General features: G+C 61.9%; 24 protein-coding genes and 1 pseudogene. 11 read left to right on the top strand and 14 right to left on the bottom strand.

Features of this window, described 5'->3' with window-relative positions; genetic code table 11:
• Positions 1-94: 94 nt before the first annotated feature.
• The 5 genes from DCO48_RS05085 to DCO48_RS05065 are packed head-to-tail and all read right to left on the bottom strand — an operon-like array spanning position 95 to position 3,127.
• Positions 95-400, bottom strand: coding sequence for a lipid asymmetry maintenance protein MlaB (locus DCO48_RS05085; protein ID WP_116549527.1), 306 nt, complete (start codon positions 398-400; stop codon positions 95-97).
• Complete coding sequence (locus DCO48_RS05080) at positions 397-1,044, bottom strand: phospholipid-binding protein MlaC (RefSeq protein ID WP_116549526.1); 648 nt, start codon at positions 1,042-1,044, stop codon at positions 397-399. Before DCO48_RS05080 ends, DCO48_RS05085 begins: the two co-directional genes overlap by 4 nt.
• A gap of 9 nt (positions 1,045-1,053) precedes the next feature.
• Positions 1,054-1,521 (bottom strand): outer membrane lipid asymmetry maintenance protein MlaD, encoded by a 468-nt coding sequence (gene mlaD / locus DCO48_RS05075; protein ID WP_116549525.1) that lies wholly within the window; start codon positions 1,519-1,521, stop codon positions 1,054-1,056.
• Positions 1,521-2,318: a lipid asymmetry maintenance ABC transporter permease subunit MlaE gene (mlaE, locus tag DCO48_RS05070; RefSeq protein WP_116549524.1), complete on the bottom strand. Its 798-nt coding sequence runs from the start codon at positions 2,316-2,318 to the stop codon at positions 1,521-1,523. The genes mlaD and mlaE overlap by 1 nt, the downstream gene beginning before the upstream one ends.
• Entirely contained in the window at positions 2,318-3,127 is an 810-nt protein-coding gene (locus DCO48_RS05065; RefSeq protein ID WP_116549523.1) for an ATP-binding cassette domain-containing protein, read from the bottom strand. Before DCO48_RS05065 ends, mlaE begins: the two co-directional genes overlap by 1 nt.
• 288 nt (positions 3,128-3,415) lie before the next feature.
• Here DCO48_RS05065 and DCO48_RS05060 point away from each other — a divergent pair, with 288 nt between their 5' ends.
• From DCO48_RS05060 to DCO48_RS05015, 10 genes are all read left to right on the top strand, one after another.
• Positions 3,416-4,390 carry a KpsF/GutQ family sugar-phosphate isomerase gene (locus DCO48_RS05060; protein ID WP_116549522.1) on the top strand — a complete coding sequence of 325 codons (975 nt, stop codon included), beginning with the start codon at positions 3,416-3,418 and terminating at the stop codon, positions 4,388-4,390.
• Positions 4,391-4,915, top strand: coding sequence for an HAD family hydrolase (locus tag DCO48_RS05055; protein WP_116549521.1), 525 nt, complete (start codon positions 4,391-4,393; stop codon positions 4,913-4,915). It abuts the gene before it with no gap.
• An 8-nt stretch (positions 4,916-4,923) separates the two neighbouring features.
• On the top strand, positions 4,924-5,496 hold the full coding sequence (lptC, locus tag DCO48_RS05050) for an LPS export ABC transporter periplasmic protein LptC (protein ID WP_116549520.1): 573 nt from the start codon (positions 4,924-4,926) through the stop codon (positions 5,494-5,496).
• The gene (gene lptA / locus DCO48_RS05045) at positions 5,483-6,007 is read left to right on the top strand and encodes a lipopolysaccharide transport periplasmic protein LptA (protein ID WP_116549519.1); all 525 of its coding nucleotides are present in this window, start codon (positions 5,483-5,485) and stop codon (positions 6,005-6,007) included. The genes lptC and lptA overlap by 14 nt, the downstream gene beginning before the upstream one ends.
• Positions 6,007-6,732 (top strand): LPS export ABC transporter ATP-binding protein, encoded by a 726-nt coding sequence (gene lptB / locus DCO48_RS05040; protein WP_116549518.1) that lies wholly within the window; start codon positions 6,007-6,009, stop codon positions 6,730-6,732. The genes lptA and lptB overlap by 1 nt, the downstream gene beginning before the upstream one ends.
• Before the next feature lie 175 nt (positions 6,733-6,907).
• Positions 6,908-8,404 (top strand): RNA polymerase factor sigma-54, encoded by a 1,497-nt coding sequence (locus tag DCO48_RS05035; protein WP_116549517.1) that lies wholly within the window; start codon positions 6,908-6,910, stop codon positions 8,402-8,404.
• 81 nt (positions 8,405-8,485) lie between these two features.
• On the top strand, positions 8,486-8,794 hold the full coding sequence (gene hpf / locus DCO48_RS05030; protein WP_116549516.1) for a ribosome hibernation-promoting factor, HPF/YfiA family: 309 nt from the start codon (positions 8,486-8,488) through the stop codon (positions 8,792-8,794).
• A gap of 12 nt (positions 8,795-8,806) precedes the next feature.
• A complete protein-coding gene (gene ptsN, locus DCO48_RS05025) occupies positions 8,807-9,271 on the top strand; it encodes a PTS IIA-like nitrogen regulatory protein PtsN (protein ID WP_116549515.1) in 465 nt (154 codons plus the stop codon).
• A gap of 2 nt (positions 9,272-9,273) precedes the next feature.
• Positions 9,274-10,128, top strand: coding sequence for an RNase adapter RapZ (gene rapZ / locus DCO48_RS05020; protein ID WP_116549514.1), 855 nt, complete (start codon positions 9,274-9,276; stop codon positions 10,126-10,128).
• A 20-nt stretch (positions 10,129-10,148) separates the two neighbouring features.
• Complete coding sequence (locus tag DCO48_RS05015; RefSeq protein WP_116549513.1) at positions 10,149-10,421, top strand: HPr family phosphocarrier protein; 273 nt, start codon at positions 10,149-10,151, stop codon at positions 10,419-10,421.
• A 9-nt stretch (positions 10,422-10,430) separates the two neighbouring features.
• On the opposite strand, the gene DCO48_RS05010 is transcribed toward DCO48_RS05015, so the two are convergent.
• The 7 genes and pseudogenes from DCO48_RS05010 to pmbA form a co-directional block, all read right to left on the bottom strand.
• Positions 10,431-11,123, bottom strand: coding sequence for a CatB-related O-acetyltransferase (locus tag DCO48_RS05010; protein WP_116549512.1), 693 nt, complete (start codon positions 11,121-11,123; stop codon positions 10,431-10,433).
• Between the two features lie 118 nt (positions 11,124-11,241).
• A pseudogene (locus tag DCO48_RS05005) lies at positions 11,242-11,418 on the bottom strand (ZIP family metal transporter); the annotation flags it as partial.
• A gap of 11 nt (positions 11,419-11,429) precedes the next feature.
• Positions 11,430-12,041: a superoxide dismutase gene (locus DCO48_RS05000; RefSeq protein ID WP_116549511.1), complete on the bottom strand. Its 612-nt coding sequence runs from the start codon at positions 12,039-12,041 to the stop codon at positions 11,430-11,432.
• 157 nt (positions 12,042-12,198) lie between these two features.
• Positions 12,199-13,575 (bottom strand): lyase family protein, encoded by a 1,377-nt coding sequence (locus DCO48_RS04995; protein ID WP_116549510.1) that lies wholly within the window; start codon positions 13,573-13,575, stop codon positions 12,199-12,201.
• Positions 13,568-13,969, bottom strand: coding sequence for a FagA protein (locus DCO48_RS04990; protein ID WP_116549541.1), 402 nt, complete (start codon positions 13,967-13,969; stop codon positions 13,568-13,570). Before DCO48_RS04990 ends, DCO48_RS04995 begins: the two co-directional genes overlap by 8 nt.
• A gap of 106 nt (positions 13,970-14,075) precedes the next feature.
• Complete coding sequence (locus DCO48_RS04985) at positions 14,076-15,446, bottom strand: TldD/PmbA family protein (RefSeq protein ID WP_116549509.1); 1,371 nt, start codon at positions 15,444-15,446, stop codon at positions 14,076-14,078.
• Between the two features lie 199 nt (positions 15,447-15,645).
• The gene (gene pmbA, locus DCO48_RS04980; RefSeq protein WP_116549508.1) at positions 15,646-16,992 is read right to left on the bottom strand and encodes a metalloprotease PmbA; all 1,347 of its coding nucleotides are present in this window, start codon (positions 16,990-16,992) and stop codon (positions 15,646-15,648) included.
• A 108-nt stretch (positions 16,993-17,100) separates the two neighbouring features.
• Here pmbA and yjgA point away from each other — a divergent pair, with 108 nt between their 5' ends.
• Complete coding sequence (gene yjgA, locus DCO48_RS04975; RefSeq protein WP_116549507.1) at positions 17,101-17,622, top strand: ribosome biogenesis factor YjgA; 522 nt, start codon at positions 17,101-17,103, stop codon at positions 17,620-17,622.
• Positions 17,623-17,664: 42 nt separating this feature from the next.
• Here yjgA and tldD read toward each other — a convergent pair whose 3' ends face one another.
• Positions 17,665-19,104 carry a metalloprotease TldD gene (gene tldD / locus DCO48_RS04970; RefSeq protein WP_116549506.1) on the bottom strand — a complete coding sequence of 480 codons (1,440 nt, stop codon included), beginning with the start codon at positions 19,102-19,104 and terminating at the stop codon, positions 17,665-17,667.
• Positions 19,105-19,106: 2 nt separating this feature from the next.
• Positions 19,107-19,961, bottom strand: a complete 855-nt coding sequence (locus DCO48_RS04965; protein ID WP_116549505.1) for a carbon-nitrogen hydrolase family protein — start codon at positions 19,959-19,961, stop codon at positions 19,107-19,109.
• Positions 19,962-19,964: the final 3 nt, after the last annotated feature.

The raw sequence follows: 19,964 nt of genomic DNA, 5'->3' as shown, positions 1-19,964 counted from the left end.
CTGTGCGCGCGGGTCGGCCATCATACAAAAAAGCCCCTCGCCTGCGAACCCCGTAAACGCGGACTCTGACAGAGGGGCCATGTTCAATCGCGCTTCAGCGACCTTCCAGCAGTTCGTCCAGGCCGTAGACCTCGGCGATTTCGCGCATGTCGCTGGGCATCGCGCGAACCTCGCAAGCCTTGCCGGCCGCCTTGGCGTCACGCATGAAGGCCAGCAGCAGGGACAGGCCGACGCTGCTGGACTTCTCCACCGCCGAGCAATCGAAAACCAACGACGGCGCCTGGCTAGAGGCGATCAGTGCCTGACCGGCCTTGCGCAGCGCCGGCCCGGAGCGATAATCGAGCACCCCCGACAGGCTCAGCACGCCAGGCTCGGCCAGCTGTACGGCAGTTGCACTCATTGCGCCTGCTTCTCTGCCGCGTGCTCGGTGGTTTCCTTGGCCTTGGCCACTTCACCCGCCCAGTTGTCGATGGTCTTGTCCAGGTCGTTGCCGTTGCGCTGCATGGCGTCGGCGAACTGGTCACGGAACAGCTTGCCGATGTTGATGCCGTTGACGATCACGTTACGCACTTTCCATTCGCCATCGAGCTTGGTCAGGGTGTAGGAAACCGGGTAGACGGCCCCGTTGGTGCCCTTGACGCTCATGTCGACGCTGGCGCGATCATCGCCGTCCAGCTTGGCCGCACCCACGGTGATGCCCTGGTTGTTGTACTCCAGCAGCGCATTGCCATAGAACTGCATCAGGCTGCGCTTGAAGTTTTCCTGGAAGCGCTGCATCTGTGCCGGTGAGGCACTGCGCGAGTACTTGACGGTCATGATGCTGCGGGAAATGCCGTCGGCATCGACCACCGGCCCCAGGTTGGCGTTGAGGGCGTCGTAAAACGCACTCGGGTTGGCCTTGTACTGCTCCTTGTTGGCCTGCAGGTCGGACAACAGTTGCGTGGTCGTGTTTTGAATCACTTCTTTCGGCGAAGGGGCAGCCACTGCCAGCAATGGCATGGCCGCCAGCAATACCAACAGGCCGCGTCGCAGGGTGGAAATCATGGAAACTCCTTATTTAGCTTCTTTGCCTACGGTATTGAGCAGGAACTTGCCAATCAGATCTTCCAGTACCAGCGCCGACTGGGTGTCGTGGATGGTTCCACCGTCCTTGAGCACCTTGTCTTCACCGCCCACGCTGATACCGATGTACTTCTCACCGAGCAACCCGGCGGTCAGGATCGAGGCAGTGGAGTCGGAAGGCAGGTTATCTACCCGTTTTTCCAGCTGCAGGGTCACCCGACCGGTGTAGGTATCGCGGTCCAGATCGATGGCTGTGACCTTGCCGATGGTCACACCGGCCATGGTCACTTTAGCTCTGACAGTCAAACCGGCAATATTGTCGAAGTAGGCATAAAGTTTATAGGTATCGCTGCTCGGGCTGGCCGACAGGCCACTGACGCGCAGGGCCAGAAGCAGCAGCGCCAGGATCCCGGCCAGGAGGAACAGGCCGACACCGATTTCCAGGGTGCGGTTTTGCATCAGAAATCTCCAAACATCAAGGCGGTCAAAATGAAGTCCAGACCCAGGACAGCCAACGAGGCATAGACCACGGTCTTGGTAGTGGCACGACTGATCCCTTCTGAAGTGGGCTCGCAGTCGTAGCCTTGGAATACGGCAATCCAGGTAACGACAAAGGCAAACACGAGGCTCTTGATCACCCCGTTGAGCACGTCGTCGGTAAACGACACGCTGTTCTGCATGTTCGACCAGAAGGAGCCTTCATAGACCCCCAGCCAGTCCACGGCCACCCAGGACCCACCCCAGATACCGACCACGCTGAAAATCATCGCCAGCAGCGGCAGCGAAATGAACCCGGCCCACAACCGCGGTGCGGCAATGTATTTGAGCGGGTCGACGCCGATCATTTCCAGGCTCGACAACTGCTCGGTCGATTTCATGTTGCCGATTTCCGCGGTCAACGCCGAACCGGCGCGCCCGGCGAACAGCAGCGCGGTCACCACCGGGCCGAGCTCACGCAACAGGGTCAGCGCCACCATCTGCCCGACCGCCTGCTCGGAACCGTACTTGGTCAGGATGCTGAAGCCTTGCAGCGACAGCACCATGCCGATGAACAGACCGGATACAACGATGATAGCCAGCGACATCACGCCGACCGAATAAAGTTGCTTGACCAGCAGCTGGAAGCCGCCGCCGATCCCGCCGCGCCCGACCAGGGCATGCATCAGGAACAGGCAGGAGCGACCCAGCACGGCCAGCACGTCGATAGCCGAACGACCAAACAGACGGATTCGTTCGAGCAAGGATTTTCTGCGCATCAACGCTTCCCCAGGAGATCGGCGCGGTAATCGGGCGCAGGAAAATGAAAGGGTACCGGGCCATCGGGATCGCCTTTCATGAATTGGCGAATGCGCGGGTTATCCGAGTTCATCAGTTCCTGCGGCGTTCCCTGGCCCAGCACCTGACCGTCGCCTACTACATAGAGGTAGTCGGCAATGCTCGCGGTTTCTGCAAGATCGTGGGACACCACGATGCTGGTAATGCCCAGGGCATCGTTGAGCAGACGGATCAGGCGCACGAGTACGCCCATGGCGATCGGGTCCTGGCCGACGAACGGTTCGTCGTACATGAGAATTTGCGGGTCCAGGGCGATCGCCCGGGCCAGCGCCACGCGCCGTTTCATGCCGCCGGACAATTCGTCGGGCATGAGCTCGATGGCACCGCGAAGGCCGACGGCCTGCAGTTTCATCAAGACAATGTCGCGAATCATCTCTTCGGACAGTTGGGTATGCACGCGCAGCGGGAACGCCACGTTCTCGAACACGTCGAGATCGGTGAACAATGCGCCGCTCTGGAACAACACACCCATGTGCTTGCGCGCATCGAACAGGTCGCTGCGCGACAGCGTCGGCAGGTTCTGCCCTGCCACCCAGACTTCACCACTGGCCGGACGCAGCTGCGCCCCCATCAGGCGCAGCAGCGTGGTCTTGCCACAACCGGAAGGCCCCATGATGCCGGTAACCTTGCCGCGGGGAATGCGTATGTCGACATTATTGAAGATGCTGCGCGAGCCGCGCTTGAAGGTAACCCCCTTCAACTCGACCGCGTAGGCGTTATCAACGCTCATCTAGACTCCTTGCGATGCAGCCTTCTCACTCAGACGCCCGCCTCCTTCGTGGAGGCACGCACGTTCCGAGCGGGCCGAACAGGCGGCGAACTATAGCACCGCTGACAGGGGCGCCCCAAGGCCATCGCTCAGCTTGTTCAGGCGCTGTACAGAGAAAACACTTCCTTATGTACTGACCGATTGGTATCAAAAAACGACGTAACACACACCGGCGGACAAACACAGGTGAGGCTTTTGCGCATTGCCGCTATAATCGCGGCCTTTTCATCAGGCAAATCCGATTTCGACATGAGCCAATCCACCGACCTGATTCAATCCGCACAGCGCACCATCCGCTACGAACTCGAAGCGGTAGAAGGCCTGCTGGCCCATATCGACGCCGATTTCGTCAAGGCTTGCGAACTGATCCTGGCCAGCAAGGGCCGCGTCGTGGTGGTGGGCATGGGTAAATCCGGCCACATCGGCAACAAGATTGCCGCGACCCTGGCCAGCACTGGTACCCCCGCGTTCTTCGTCCACCCAGCCGAAGCCAGCCACGGCGACATGGGCATGATCACCAAGGACGACATCATCCTGGCACTGTCCAACTCCGGTTCCACCGCCGAGATCGTCACCCTGCTGCCCCTGATCAAGCGCCTGGGCATCCAGCTGATCAGCCTCACCGGCAACCCCGAATCGCCGCTGGCCAAGGCCGCCGAGGTCAACCTCGACGCCCGTGTGGCCCAGGAAGCCTGCCCACTGAACCTGGCGCCGACCTCTTCGACCACCGCCGCGCTGGTGCTGGGCGACGCGCTGGCCATCGCCCTGCTTGAGGCTCGCGGCTTTACCGCCGAAGACTTCGCCTTCTCGCACCCGGGCGGTGCGCTGGGTCGCCGCCTGCTGCTCAAGGTTGAAAACGTGATGCACGCGGGCGACGAACTGCCGCAGGTCACCCGCGGCACCCTGCTCAAGGAGGCGCTGCTGGAAATGTCGCGCAAGGGCCTGGGCATGACTGTGGTCGCCGAAGCCGATGGCCGCCTGGCCGGGATCTTCACCGACGGCGACCTGCGCCGCAGCCTGGACCGCAACATCGACGTGCACACGACCCGCATCGAGGAAGTGATGACCGTTCATGGCAAGACCGCCCGAGCCGAAATGCTCGCCGCCGAGGCGCTGAAAATCATGGAAGACCACAAGATCAGCGCACTGGTGGTGGTCGACAAGGCCGACCGCCCGGTCGGCGCCCTGAACATGCACGACCTGCTGCGCGCCGGAGTGATGTAAATGAGCAACGATCTGCTGCAACGCGGTAAAGCCATCAAGCTGGCGGTGTTCGACGTCGACGGCGTGCTGACCGACGGCCGCCTGTACTTCCTCGAAGATGGCAGCGAATTCAAGACCTTCAACACCCTCGACGGCCAGGGCATCAAGATGCTGATGAACAGCGGCGTTACCACCGCCATCATCAGCGGACGCAAGACCCCGGTGGTCGAGCGCCGGGCGAAGAACCTCGGCATCCCGCACCTGTACCAGGGCCGCGAAGACAAATTGGTCGTGCTCGACGGGCTTCTTGGCCAACTGGGCCTAAGCTATGAACAGGTCGCCTACCTGGGCGACGACCTCCCGGACCTGCCGGTGATTCGCCGGGTCGGCCTGGGCATGGCGGTGGCCAACGCCGCCAGTTTCGTGCGCGAACACGCCCATGGCGTTACCCGTGCCCGCGGTGGCGAGGGCGCGGCCCGCGAGTTCTGCGAGCTGATCCTTGAAGCCCAGGGCAACCTGGACGCGGCGAATGCCCATTACCTGTAGAGCGATCCATGTTCAGTAAAAAGATTCGCAACATTGCGCTGTTCAGCGTGATCGCCGCCCTGCTGGCGGCGGTCGGCTATTGGAACATCAGCCCGGAAACCTTCCTCGACCAGCCGGTGGCCACGGTCGACAACCGTGCCATCGATTACTACGCGATCAACGCGCACAGCGTGCAGTACCTGCCCAACGGCAAGCTGCAATACGAGATGACCGCCGACAAGGTCGAACACCTGGAGGCCAGCGAAATCACCCTGCTGACCACTCCGGACCTGCAGATGTACCGCGGCACCACGTACCCATGGCATGTGCAAAGCACCCGTGGCGAGGTCAACCCGGATGGCAGCGAAGTAGAACTGATCGACGCAGTCCGGGTCGCCCGCACCGACGAACAGAACCGCACCATGATCATTACCAGCAGCCGTATGACCGTATTCCCGCAGAAGCAATATGCGCAAACCGAGCAAGACGTTAGAATCGACGGCGCCGGTGGCTGGACTACGGGCAAGGGAATGAAAGCGTATTTGAAAGACGGCAGGATGGACCTGCTGTCCAACGTAAGAGGACAGTATGAGGCTCGTTAAAACACTCCCCTTTTTGCTCAGCCTGAGCGCAGCACTGGGAAGCGCGAGCGCCTGGGCCCTGCCGAACGACCGTGATCAGCCTATCCGCATCCAGGCTGACCAGGCTCAACTGGATGACAAACAAGGCGTTGCCACCTACACCGGCGACGTGATCATCACCCAAGGCTCGATGATGATCAAAGGCAACACCGTGACCATCACCCGCACCGCCTCCGGCGACATCGACGTGGTGACCTCGGTGGGCAACCTGGCCTACTTCGAGCAGCAGCAGAGCGCCGCCAAGCCAGACAAGATGCAAGGCTACGGCAAGACGATCCAATACAATGCGCCGCAAAACCGCATCGTACTGATCGACCGCGCCAAAGTTATCAACGAAGGCAACACCACCGAAGGCGAGAAGATCGTCTACGACACGGTGAAGCAGATCGCTACCGCCGGTCGCGGTGGCAAAGTCACCGAGTCGCGTCCACGGATCGACATGGTGATCCAGCCGAAGAAGAAGGCCGAGTAATGGCAACCCTGAAAGCCCAGCATCTGGCCAAGGCCTACAAAAGCCGGCAAGTCGTGCGTGACGTCAGCCTGTCGATCGACAGCGGGCAGATCGTTGGCCTGCTTGGCCCGAACGGCGCCGGCAAGACCACGTGCTTCTACATGATCGTCGGCCTGGTACAGGCCGACCAGGGCCGCGTCCTGATCGACGACCTGGATGTCAGCCACCAGCCGATGCACGGCCGCGCCCGTGCCGGTATCGGCTACCTGCCGCAGGAAGCCTCGATCTTCCGCAAACTGTCGGTGGCCGACAACATCATGGCGATCCTCGAGACCCGCAAGGAACTCGACCGCGATGGCCGGCGCAAGGAGCTGGAAAGCCTGCTGCAGGAGTTCCACATCAGCCACATCCGCGACAACCTCGGCATGAGCCTGTCCGGTGGCGAACGCCGCCGAGTGGAAATCGCCCGCGCCCTGGCGACCGCACCGAAGTTCATCCTGCTCGACGAACCGTTTGCCGGTGTCGACCCGATCTCGGTCGGCGACATCAAGCAGATCATCCACCACCTGAAAGCCAAGGGCATTGGCGTTCTGATCACCGACCACAACGTCCGTGAAACCCTGGATATCTGCGAAACCGCTTACATCGTCAACGATGGCCAGCTGATCGCCGAGGGCGACGCCGAGACCATCCTGGCGAACGACCTGGTCAAGGAGGTTTACCTCGGCCACGAGTTCCGCCTGTAAGTTCGAGGTGTATGGCGCTGCCCGAGCGCTGGCAATCGGCCCAAATACCGGCTTAATTGTTACAGCGCTCTAGGCAAACGCCACAATTTCAGGCATATAATTTGCTTAAAGTTGGCGCCCACGGCGTCGGTAGATGGCGCCTGTGCGCCGGCGAATAAGGTGTTAAGCCCCTGCCATGAAACCATCGCTCGTCCTAAGAATGGGCCAGCAACTGACGATGACTCCGCAGTTGCAACAGGCCATCCGACTGCTCCAGCTGTCCACACTGGACTTGCAGCAGGAAATCCAGGAAGCCCTGGAATCCAACCCGATGCTCGAACGCCAGGAAGAAGGCGAAGACTTCGACAACAGCGACCCGATGGCCGACAACGCCGAAAGCAAGCCTGCTGCCGATGTCCAGGAGAGCAGCTTCCAGGAAGCCGCGGCCACCACCGTGGACAACCTCGAAGACGGCGAATGGGGCGAGCGAATCCCTAACGAACTGCCGGTCGACACGGCCTGGGAAGATATCTACCAGACCAGCGCCAGCAGCCTGCCGAGCAATGACGACGACGAGTGGGATTTCACCACCCGCACCTCTGCCGGCGAAAGCCTGCAGAGCCACCTGCTCTGGCAATTGAACCTGGCGCCGATGTCCGACACCGACCGGCTGATCGCCGTGACGCTGATCGACTGCATCAACAACCAGGGTTACCTCGACGAAACCCTGGAAGAAATCTGCGAATCCTTCGACCCGGAACTGGACATCGAGCTCGACGAAGTCGAAGCCGTCCTGCACCGTATCCAGCAATTCGAACCAGCGGGCATCGGCGCACGCAACCTCGGCGAGTGCCTGTTGCTGCAATTGCGTCAGTTGCCGCCACGCACGCCGTGGATAGCCGAGGCACAGCGCCTGGTCAGCGACTACATCGACCTGCTCGGTAGCCGCGACTACAGCCAGCTGATGCGCCGCATGAAGCTCAAGGAAGACGAACTGCGCCAGGTAATCGAGCTGGTGCAAAGCCTGAACCCGCGCCCCGGCTCGCAAATCGAGTCCAGCGAAGCCGAATACGTCGTGCCTGACGTAATCGTACGCAAGGACAGCGACCGCTGGCTGGTGGAGCTGAACCAGGAGGCGGTCCCGCGCCTGCGCGTCAACCCGCAGTACGCCGGCTTCGTCCGTCGTGCCGACACCAGCGCCGACAACACCTTCATGCGCAATCAGTTGCAAGAGGCGCGCTGGTTCATCAAGAGCCTGCAAAGCCGCAACGAAACCCTGATGAAAGTAGCCACGCAGATCGTCGAGCATCAGCGCGGCTTCCTCGACCACGGCGATGAGGCCATGAAGCCGCTGGTACTGCACGATATCGCCGAGGCGGTGGGCATGCACGAATCGACCATTTCGCGGGTGACCACACAGAAATACATGCACACCCCGCGTGGCATCTACGAACTGAAATACTTTTTCTCAAGCCACGTCAGCACCGCCGAAGGCGGAGAATGCTCGTCCACGGCGATACGCGCGATCATCAAGAAACTGGTTGCGGCGGAAAATCAGAAAAAGCCATTGAGTGACAGCAAGATCGCTGGTTTACTGGAGGCACAAGGCATCCAGGTAGCACGTCGCACCGTCGCCAAGTACCGCGAGTCCCTCGGCATTGCACCGTCGAGCGAGCGCAAGCGATTGATGTAACGGCTCCTGAGGTGTGCCACAGCAGTTCAGTGGCAGGCGCAACACCTGCCTCTTATGCACCGGCAACAAAGGAGAAGCTGTATGCAAGTCAATATCAGTGGACAGCATGTAGAAGTTACCCCGCCCCTGCGCGAGTATGTCGAGCAAAAGCTGAAACGCCTGGAAGGGCATTTCGACAAGATTACCAATGTAACGGTGATCATGAAGGTCGAAAAACTTCAGCAAAAAATCGAAGCCACGCTGCAGATTCCGGGTGGTGAAGTAGTTGCCAACGCCGAACATTCAGACATGTATGCAGCGATAGACGCGCTGACCGACAAGCTCGACCGCCAACTGAAAAAACACAAGGAAAAACAGCAAAGCCTGCTGCAAGGTGCAGCGGCTCGCTGATCCCCCTCATCCATGATCCGACTTGAAACTATCCTGACCCCCGGCCGTTCCCTGGTGAACGTGCCGGGTGGCAGTAAAAAGCGTGCGCTCGAACAGATTGCCAACCTGATCGGTAAAGAAGTACCCGATCTGGAAACCCAAGCTGTATTCGAGGCCCTTATCGCCCGAGAAAAACTGGGTTCCACCGGTTTCGGTAATGGTATTGCCATTCCACATTGCCGGCTAAAGGGCTGTGCAGAGCCCGTGAGTGCATTGCTTCACCTGGATGCGCCAATAGACTTCGACGCCATCGATGGCGCGCCGGTCGACCTGCTGTTCGTTCTGCTGGTTCCGGAAGCCGCCACCGACGCCCACCTTGAGCTACTGCGCCAGATTGCCAGCATGCTTGATCGTCAGGACGTACGTGAAAAGTTGCGTAAGGCGCCTGACAACCAATCCCTGTACCAGGTCGTACTGGACGTGCAGAACGGGCATTAATCATGCGTTTGATCATCGTCAGCGGCCGGTCCGGCTCCGGTAAAAGTACCGCCCTCGATGTACTGGAGGACAACGGCTACTACTGCATCGACAACCTGCCCGCCGGGCTGCTGCCGCAATTGGCCGAAAGTGCCCTGATCAACACCGAACTGTCGCAACCCAAGGTTGCCGTGTCGATCGACGCACGCAACCTGCCCAGCCACCTGTCCCGCTTCCCCGAGCTGCTTGAAGACGCCCGTTCCCGGCATATCCAGTGCGACGTGCTGTACCTGGATGCCGACGAGGACACCCTACTCAAGCGCTTCTCGGAAACCCGCCGTCGCCATCCATTGACCAATACCCAGCGCTCGCTGGCCGAAGCCATCCGCGTTGAAAGCGAGTTGCTGGGGCCGATCGCCGACCTTGCCGACCTGAAGATCGACACCACCAACCTGAACCTCTATCAGTTGCGGGATACGATCAAGCTGCGCCTGCTCAACCAGCCTGAGCCGGGCACGGCCTTCCTGGTCGAGTCGTTCGGTTTCAAACGGGGCATGCCGGTCGATGCCGACCTGGTGTTCGACGTGCGCTGCCTGCCCAACCCGTACTGGAAGCCGGAACTTCGCGAGCATTCAGGGCTCGAACAGCCGGTCATCGACTACCTGGCAGCACAGCCGGATGTTGAAGACATGTACCAGGACATTTCGTCCTACCTACTCAAATGGTTGCCGCGTTTTGCTGCCAGCAACCGTGCCTATGTCACAATCGCCATCGGCTGCACCGGCGGCCACCACCGCTCCGTCTACCTGACCGAACGTCTGGGTCAGGCACTCCAGCAATCGTTGAAGAACGTTCAGGTTCGCCACCGCGACCTCTAGCCCACAGGATCCCCGCTGCGATGCCCGCTCGTGAAATCACCATCATCAACAAGCTGGGGCTGCATGCCCGGGCCGCAGCCAAATTCGTTGGCGTAGCGGGACGCTTTCCCTGCCAGGTACGTGTCGGCCGCGCCCCCGACAAACTGGTCGACGGCAAGAGCATCATGGCGGTCATGATGCTGGCCGCCGGCAAGGGCACCCAGGTGCACCTGCACACCGAGGGCGAACAGGACGACGAAGCACTCGGTGCACTGATCGCCCTGATCGAAAACTACTTCGACGAAGGCGAGTAAGCCTCCGATTTAAAGCAGTTTGGCGCCCTGCTGGGTAATCTCGATCCGCGGGTAACGGGCCTTGGGCTTTTCCTTGAGCTGATCCAGCTGATCGAGAAACGCTTGCGGGCGGTCCATCGGCAAGGTTTTCAGCCACTCATAGTCCAGTTCCCACCACTGGCTGGCCAGCAGCCGCTCGATGATCTCTGGCGAGTGCCGATAGCGAATGATCTTTGCCGGTACCCCAGCCACAATCGCATAAGGTGGCACATCGCGGGTCACCAGAGCACGGGTGGCGATGATCGCCCCGGTTCCGACACTGACCCCTTCCAGCACCATAGCGCCACGACCGATCCAGACGTCATGGCCGATGGTGGCCGGAACCAGCTCCGGGTCATAGCGCAGTGCCGTGTCAGTGAACTGAAACGGGTGGGAGCTGACCCAGTCGGCGGGGTGTGTAGCTTTTTCCTGACCGACAAACACATCCACCCCGATCGAACAGTAGCGACCGATACTGGAAACCACTTCCAGCACACCACCGCTGCGGATGTAGGTGTGGGCGCCAACACTCAGCGCGTGTGAAACGATACTGACTCGTCCAAGCTCTGCGGTGCTCTCCATGACCAACCGCGACTTCCTGCTCAGCGAAGGCAACCCACCCGCCAGCTTGCAATCACGCTTGCGGATCCAGCCTTTCCAGTAAAGGTTCTTGAAATACTTCACACGCACACTCCATGCGAGTGCGGCCGAGGCCGACCGCAACCAAAAGCGTGAAGTATATAGCCTTGCACCGACAACGGCGGCGCGCGTCAGGACAACGCCATATCCACCACCATCATCAGGCAGTAGTCAGGGCACACAACGCTGCCCACTCGAGGACGCGCAGCATCCGTGGCTCAAGGTCGAGCCAGGCAAATCCCTGGACCACCAGCAATGCGGTGCCGATCAGAAGCACCAAGCTACCCAGCGCCAGCCGGAACAAGCGCACACTGCCAATGGCCAGAGCGTCGAAACGCATGCCGGTATGGCTCACGCGAGAGCGGCGCGGTAGCGCCGCTCTACTTCGGACCAGTCGATCACGTTGTAGAAGGCATTGATGTATTCCGGGCGGCGGTTCTGATACAGCAGGTAGTAGGCGTGTTCCCACACGTCCAGGCCAAGAATCGGCGTGTTGCCGTTCATCAGCGGGCTGTCCTGGTTACCGCTGCTTTCGACCACCAGGGTCTTCTGCGGGGTAACGCTGAGCCAGGCCCAGCCGCTGCCGAAGCGGGTCAGCGCGGCTTTGGTGAACGCATCCTTGAAGGCGTCGAAGCCGCCCAACTGATCGTCGATGGCCTCACCGAGCCCACCCTGTGGCAGTCCGCCACCGCTAGGCGACATGACGGTCCAGAACAGCGAATGGTTGGCATGCCCGCCGCCCTGGTTGATCACGGCGGCCTGCAGGTGTTGCGGCAGGCTGTTGACGCTGGCCACCAATTGCTCGACCGGCCACTCGGCGTACTCGGTGCCTTCGACAGCGGCATTGAGGTTGTTGATATAGGTCTGGTGGTGCTTGCTGTGGTGGATCTGCATGGTCTGGGTGTCGATGTGCGGTTCCAGCGCATCGTAGGCGTACGGCAATGCAGGCAAGGTATAAGGCATATCAATGGATTCCGTATTGAAAGGCGGGGGCTGGCGCCTGGTCCTGACCGGCGGGTAACGCCGACGATAGGCGCGGCTCCTGGCTGGCCTGCAGCATGGCGATTTCAGTGGTGCGTTTCCAATGCTGCATGAGCAACCTCCAAAGCGCTGATCGACGTCAGATACCGCCGGCCGTGAGCTTCTCCGGGTCCAGCAGGGCTTCCAGCTGGCTGCGTGGCAGATCGGTGTATTCCAGCGCCACGTCGATAATCGGCCGCCCTTGCTTGTAGGCGGTCTTAGCGATTTCGGCGGCCTTCTGGTAGCCGATGATCGGATTCAGCGCAGTGACCAGAATCGGGTTGCGCGCCAGAGCTTCCTTGAGCTTCGGCTCGTTGACCTTGAAGCTGGCGATAGCCTTGTCGGCCAACAGGCGGCTGACATTGGCCATCAACTCGATGCTCGACAGCAGGTTCTGGGCGATGATCGGCAGCATCACGTTCAGTTCGAAGTTGCCCGACTGCCCGGCGACGGCGATGGTCGCGTCGTTGCCGATCACCTGGGCGGCGACCATGGCGGTGGCTTCCGGGATGACCGGGTTGACCTTGCCCGGCATGATTGAAGAGCCCGGCTGCAGACCTTCGAGTTCGATTTCACCCAGCCCGGCGAGCGGGCCGGAGTTCATCCAGCGCAGGTCGTTGGCGATTTTCATCAGCGCCACCGCCGTGGCCTTGAGCTGACCGGACAACGCCACGGCGGCGTCTTGCGAGCCGATCAGGGCGAACAGGTTATCGCCCGGCACGAACTGCACCTCGGTCAGGTCGCTCAACTGCTTGGCGAACCGTGCAGCAAACGCCGGGTGCGCATTGATCCCGGTACCGACGGCCGTGCCGCCCTGCGCCAGAGCCTGCAGGCTTGGCAGGCTGTTCTGCAGATGACCGATGCTGGCGTTCACTTGTGCCGCCCAGCCGCCGAGCACCTGGCTCATGCGCACCGGCATGGCGTCCATCAGGTGGGTACGTCCGGTCTTGATGAACGGGTGTACGTCCACCGCCTTGCGCTCGATCACCTGCACCAGGTGCGCGAGCGCCGGCAGCAACTGCTCGTGCAGGGCCAGCGCAGCGCTGACGTGGATGGTGGTCGGGATGATGTCGTTGCTGCTCTGACCGCAGTTGACGTGATCGTTCGGGTTGACCGTGTCGTTGGCGACGCGGCTGGCCAGGGTGGCGATCACTTCGTTGGCGTTCATGTTCGAGCTGGTGCCGGAGCCGGTCTGGTACACGTCCACCGGAAAGTGCTGCATGAAGTCGCCAGCCAGCAATTGCTCCACGGCGGCGACAATGGCCTGACCCTGAGCCTGCGAGATCTGCTCAAGCTCGACGTTCGCCTTGGCGGCAGCCGCCTTGGCCAGCAGCAGGGCACGGATGAACTGGGTAGGCATGCGCTGCTGGCTGATCGGGAAGTTATTCACCGCGCGCTGGGTCTGGGCGCCATACAGGGCCTCGGCGGGCACCTGCAGTTCACCCATGCTGTCACGCTCGATACGGGTATTACTCATCATCAAGTCCTTGCATCAGTTCAGCGAAAGAAATCGAAGGCAGGAGCGTGCAGTTCGCCAGTTGCAGGGCGTAAGGCTGCCAGCGCTCACCGTGCTCGCCACCGTCAAGCCTGCGCAGCTGCAGCAGTGGCTTCCAGGCCTGGTCAAGGCACAGGCAGCGCCAATGCCACGGCAGCATGCGATCGCAGGCGGTGTCGAGCAGCAGGCGCAATGAAGTCAGGGCGACGGTCCAGGCGGAGGTCTCGGTGCAACAGACCAGATAGCGCCCTTCGGCCAGGTAGTGTTCGACCAGGCGCGGCTCGTCCGGGTCCAGCGCGCAGCGGATCCGCCGACTGAGCCAACGCCAGTTTTCGAGGTACGGTAATTCGTGGAGGACTGGTTTCATGAACATCATCACCAAGATAATGATATTCATTATTAAATGATAACAATAATCATATCAAGGGTGGAATCCGATTGTGCAAACCCGGCCTATAGGCCGGGTTGCTGGCTAACTGAGCTTAACGCGGTCGGACATGCAACCGTTCAATCAGCCACGAGCCCGTGCAAATTCGGCCATAGGCAGGCCTGTCGTCGGCAACGTCGCTAATTGCCGCGAAAGCCTCCTTGAGGTTGCCGGAAACGACAAACGGTGCGAGCGGATGCTGAATTACCCCATGCTCCACCCAGAAGCCCACGCCGATCAGGCTGAATTGTCCGCTGGCCAGATCCAGCTGTATCGGCTTGACGGCATCGACCAGCACGCCACGCGCCACGCTGGCAAGCAGCGCCGTGTAGGCAAGCGCGGGCGCTTCCAGGGTCAAGTTGCGCGCAATCTCAAGTTCATTGTCTACCGCGTTGCCGGTAGTGGTCAGGTTCAGCCCACGGGCCGTTTCGGCATTGAGTGCGTAACCGCGCAAGCGCCCCGCCTCGACAAACGCCTGGTCCATTGCCGTCACCCCATCGGCATCGAACGGAATGCTGCCCAGCCCACCGGGCAGTGATGGGTACTCGCGGATGGCAATCCGCTGGTCGAACAGCGTCTGCCCCAGGCATCCCGCGAGAAACGACTGACCGGCCAGAACCTTGCCGCCCTGGATGGCCTGGAGGAACCCACCAAGCAACTCTGTGCCGGCGTCCGGCCCACAGATCAATGGATAATCGCCCTCAACCACGGGCCGACCGCCAAGCAGGCGCAACGCGCGTTCTGCAGCCTGTCGACCGATCAGCTCCGGCGCCTGCAGCACTGCCGGAGTGCGCTGCACCAGGGATTTCTCGCAGGTACGCTTGCTCCCGGCCTGCGCCGCCTTCGCAACACACGTGAGCTGATAGGTACTCCCGGCATACCCGCCAATGAAACCATGGCTGTTGCCGTACACCTCGCAGTTTTGCTGGGCAACCACGTAGCAGGAGGGAACTTGCACTATGCGCGGGTCGCTCGCCAGTGCCGCCTGTTCGCAGGCGGCGACAGTCGCGCTGGCGGCTTCGGGATCGAAGCTCCAGTCGTGAAAAAGCGCCAGGTCGGTCACGCTGGTCGGCATGCGTGCGGCATCGGCCAGCCCGACCAACGGATCAGGCGCGGCTTCGCGGGCCTGCCTCAGTGCCTTGGCGACCGTTTCGCTGAAGTTTTTACCGTCCTCCGCCGGAGTAATCTGCAGCCCTTTTTGCTGCCCCAGCAGCACCGCCACGGCCACTGTGAATTCGCGGCCAGCCTTCGCCGACTGGCTCTGGCTCTGCCCGGCAACCCGCGTGCTGTACAGGCTGCGCCGGCGCAGCAGGCGTGCCTCGCAGGCGTCGGCACCTTGCCGTCGCGCCTCGTCGAGCAGGTGCTGAAGCTGGCCATGCATGCCGTCGAGTAGATGAGGGCCTACTGCGGTGTTGAAGTCGTCCATGGGTGAACCTTCCTGTCAAAGTTAAGCTGCGTGCGCCGCGCACCAGGGTGCACGGCTGTCAGCCGTTCGACAGAACCACTTGGGACGCATCGCTGAGACGCCCGCAGCCAATCACTGTCGACGGCCGGGCAGCACGCTAACAAGCCAGGATGGGCACGCGAGGCATACCTATGTAGGCCCCGCACAACGTAGCGCCGGTTTAGCTACCGGCAACCGTCATCCGCTCGATCAGCACCGAGCCTGTATGAATGTTGCTGCGGGTTTCCAGATCGTTACCGATGGCGACAATCTGCTGGAACATGTCTTTCATATTGCCGGCAATCGTCACTTCCTGAACGGCGAACTGGATCTCGCCGTTTTCGACCCAATACCCCGCTGCGCCCCGCGAGTAATCACCGGTCACCATGTTCAGGCCATGCCCCATCAGCTCGGTCACCAGCAGGCCGCGGCCCATGCGCCGAATCAGCGCTGCCTGGTCTTCGCTGCCGTGGCTGACATACAGGTTATGCACGCCACCGGCATTGGCCGTGCTGGGCAGGCCGAGTTTGCGGCCCGAATAGGTACCCAGCACATAGGACACCAGCTCACCTTTTTCGACGAACGGCTTGGCATAGGTGGCCAGGCCATCGCCATCGAACCAGGCACTGCCCAGCGCACGCGGCAGATGCGGACGTTCGTCGAGGGTCAGCCAAGTCGGAAACAGGCGCTGGCCGAGAGTGCCTTCCAGGAACGACGACTTGCGGTACAGGTTGCCGCCGGAAATGGCCGAGAGGAAGCTGCCGAACAAGCCACCGGCCAGCTCAGCGGAAAACAGCACCGGCACTTCGCAGGTTGGCACCGGGCGCGCGCCCAGGCGGCTGGCCGCACGTTGCGCGGCGCGCGTGCCGATGCTCACCGGGTCGGCCAACAGCTCGCCCTGGCGGTTCACGTCGTACCAGTAGTCGCGCTGCATCTGCCCGTCGCCCTCGGCGATCATCACGCAGCTCAGGCTGTGCCGGGTCGAGGCATAGCTACCGATGAAGCCATGGCTGTTGCCGTACACCCGGCAGCCCTGGTGGGTGCTGAGGGTGGTGCCATCGGCGTTCTTGATCCGTGCGTCAGCCGCGAACGCGGCAGCTTCACAGGCCAGGGCTTTCTCGATGGCCTGCTCGGGGCTGATGTCCCAGGCGTGGTAAAGATCGAAATCCTGCGGCGTAGTGGCCATCAATGCCTGGTCGGCAAGCCCGGAACAGTCGTCTTCGGAGGTGTGCCTGGCAATCGCCAGCGCCGCCGCAACGGTTTCCTTTATCGCGTCGGCGCCAGTGGCCGAGGTACTGGCCGAGCCCTTGCGCTGGCCAAGGTATAAGGTGATACCAAAACCCTGGTCGCGATTGAATTCGACGGTTTCCACTTCCCGCTGACGCACCGAGGTCGACAGCCCCTGCTCCAGCGACACCGCCACTTCGCAGGCGCTGGCGCCCTGGCGCTTGGCTTCGGCGATGATCTGCTCGACCTGCTCCTGCAAGGCCGGCAGGGCTTGCGGACCTACGCTCTGGACTGCACTCATGGTTTTCTCCACTCAAATTCTGCGTTCGGCGAGGGTCATTGTACGACCGGGCCGGACAAGCGGCCCCCGACTGGTTATCATGGCGGCGATTCTCAGCGGACTGCCCCCATGGTTGATTCTTACGACAGCGCCTTCGACGGCGAAAAAAGCAAAACCCAGGTCAAGCGCGAGATGCAGGCGCTGGTCGATATGGGCGAGCGCCTCACCTTGCTCAAACCCGATACCCTGGCCAAGCTGCCTCTTACCGACGAGCTGCGCGCAGCTCTGGAAGAGCACAAGCGCCACACGGCAAACGAGGCGAAAAGACGCCACAAGTCGTTCATCGGCAAGCTGATGCGTGACCAGGACATCGACGCGATCAACGCGCTGCTTGACCAACTCGACGCCTCCTCGCGCCAGTACAACGAGCGCTTCCACGGCCTCGAACGCTGGCGCGACCGGCTGATCGACGGCACCGACGAAGTCCTGGAGAAGTTCGTCCAGGAATACCCGGAAGCCGATCGCCAGCAACTGCGCTCGCTGATCCGCCAGGCCCAGCATGAGTTGAAGACCAACAAGCCGCCTAGCGCCAGCCGCAAGATCTTCAAGTACATTCGCACCCTGGACGAAGTTCAACGCGGTCTGCGTTGAGCCTCGCGACCGGGCAGGCGCCCTGCCCGCCCGGTTTCACCTTCATGCGCCCGTGCCACCCACGGTGATCGCATCGATCTTCAGGGTCGGCTGGCCAACGCCTACCGGCACCGACTGACCATCCTTGCCACAGGTACCCACGCCACTATCGAGTGCCAGGTCGTTACCGACCATCGACACCTTGCTCATGGCTTCCGGACCGTTGCCAATCAGCGTCGCGCCCTTGACCGGGGCAGTAATCTTGCCGTCTTCGATCAGGTACGCCTCGCTGGTGGAGAAGACGAACTTGCCACTGGTGATATCGACCTGGCCGCCGCCGAGGTTGGCGCAGTAGATCCCGCGTTTCACCGATTTGATGATTTCTTCCGGATCGCTTTCGCCAGCCCGCATGTAGGTGTTGGTCATGCGTGGCATCGGCAGGTGTGCATAAGATTCGCGACGGCCGTTACCGGTGACCGCCATCCCCATCAGGCGCGCATTGAGCTTGTCCTGCATATAGCCCTTGAGGATGCCGTTCTCGATCAGCGTGGTGCACTCGGTCGGGGTACCTTCGTCGTCGACGCTCAGCGAGCCACGACGGCCTTCAAGGGTGCCATCGTCGACGATGGTGCACAGGCTTGAGGCGACTTTCTCACCCAGGTGGCCGCTATAGGCCGAACTGCCCTTGCGGTTGAAGTCGCCTTCCAGGCCATGCCCCACGGCTTCGTGCAGCAGCACACCAGACCAGCCGGAGCCGAGCACCACCGGCAACGTACCGGCCGGCGCCGGAATGGCTTCGAGGTTGACCAACGCCTGGCGCAGCGCTTCGCGGGCGTAGCCCATGACCCGCTCGTCGGTGAAGTAGCGGTAGTCGGTGCGCCCGCCGCCGCCCTGGCCACCGCGCTCGCGGCGGCCGTTCTGCTCGACGATCACACTGACACTGAAGCGCACCAGCGGCCGTACATCGGCCGCCAGGCTGCCATCGGCGGCGGCGATCAGGATGCGCTCCCACACCCCAGCCATGCTCACGCTGACCTGCTGAATACGCGGGTCCAGCGCGCGGGTCGCGGTATCGACGCGCTTGAGCAGCTCGACTTTCTCGGCGCGGCTCATCACCTCCAGTGGGTTGTCCGGCGCATACAAGGCGGTCACGTCCTGGCTCTTGAAGGCCTGAACGGTGCCGTTCTGCCCGGCACGGGAAATCGAACGCGCGGCCTTGGCCGCTGAGTTCAGCGCTTCCAGGCTGATCGCGTTGCTGTAGGCAAAACCGGTTTTCTCGCCAGACTGGGCACGTACGCCCACGCCCTGGTCGAGGTTGAAACTGCCTTCCTTGACGATGCCGTCTTCCAGCGCCCAGGACTCCGAAATCTGCCCCTGGAAGTACAGGTCGGCGGCGTCGATACCGGGGCCGGCCAGCTCGCCGAGCACCGATTGCAGGCTGTCGAGGGTCAGGCCGCCCGGCGCCAGCAGGTGCTCACTGACAGTGGATAACAACTCGCTCATAGTCACTCCGAGGTGTGCGCAGGCCGCAAGGCGTCCTGCGAGAAAAAGCGCCGGTGCGAGGCCACCGGCATCCGCGCCCGAATGGACGCCTGTTCGCTGCTGTCGCGGGTCGCCAGCAGCACCGCTTCGCCACTGGCCTGTTCGGCGATGATGCGCCCCCAGGGATCGACGATTGCGGCATGGCCATGGGTTTCCCGTGGCCCCGGGTGGGTACCGCCTTGGGCGGCCGCCAGTAGATAGCATTGGGTTTCGATGGCGCGCGCGCGAATCAGCACTTCCCAGTGCGCCGCGCCGGTCACGGCGGTAAACGCCGCCGGCGCGGTGATCAGTTCCGCCCCGGCGGCGCGCAAGGCACTGTACAACTCGGGGAAACGCAGGTCGTAACAAACACTCAGGCCCACGCGCCCCACCGGCGTATCGGCCACCACCACCTGCCCGCCATGGGCATAGTCGTCGGACTCGCGGTAACGCCCGCGGGCATCGGCGACATCCACATCGAACAGGTGCAATTTGTCGTAGCGGGCGACCTGCTCGCCGTGCTCGTCGATCAGCAGGGAGCAGGCATGGGCTTTGGCCTCGGGCTGATCGACGGGCGGCAACGGCACGGTCCCCGCTACGATCCACAATCTGAGGTCGCGCGCAGTCTGTTTCAACCACGGCAGGATCGGGCCCTGGCCCAGCGCTTCGGCGCGCCCCATGGCCGCACTGTCGCGACGGCCCATGGCGGCGAAGTTTTCCGGCAGCACCGCCAGCCGCGCACCGCCATCGGCGGCCTGCTGCAACAACTGGCGGGCCTGCTGCAGATTGCCCAGCACATCGTCTTGGCTGACCATCTGGATGACTGCGATCTTGTCCATGTC

This window comes from Pseudomonas sp. SDI, assembly GCF_003105155.1.
In the GTDB taxonomy this organism is placed as follows: Bacteria; Pseudomonadota; Gammaproteobacteria; order Pseudomonadales; family Pseudomonadaceae; genus Aquipseudomonas.
This window is presented reverse-complemented; position numbering and strand designations above follow the sequence as displayed.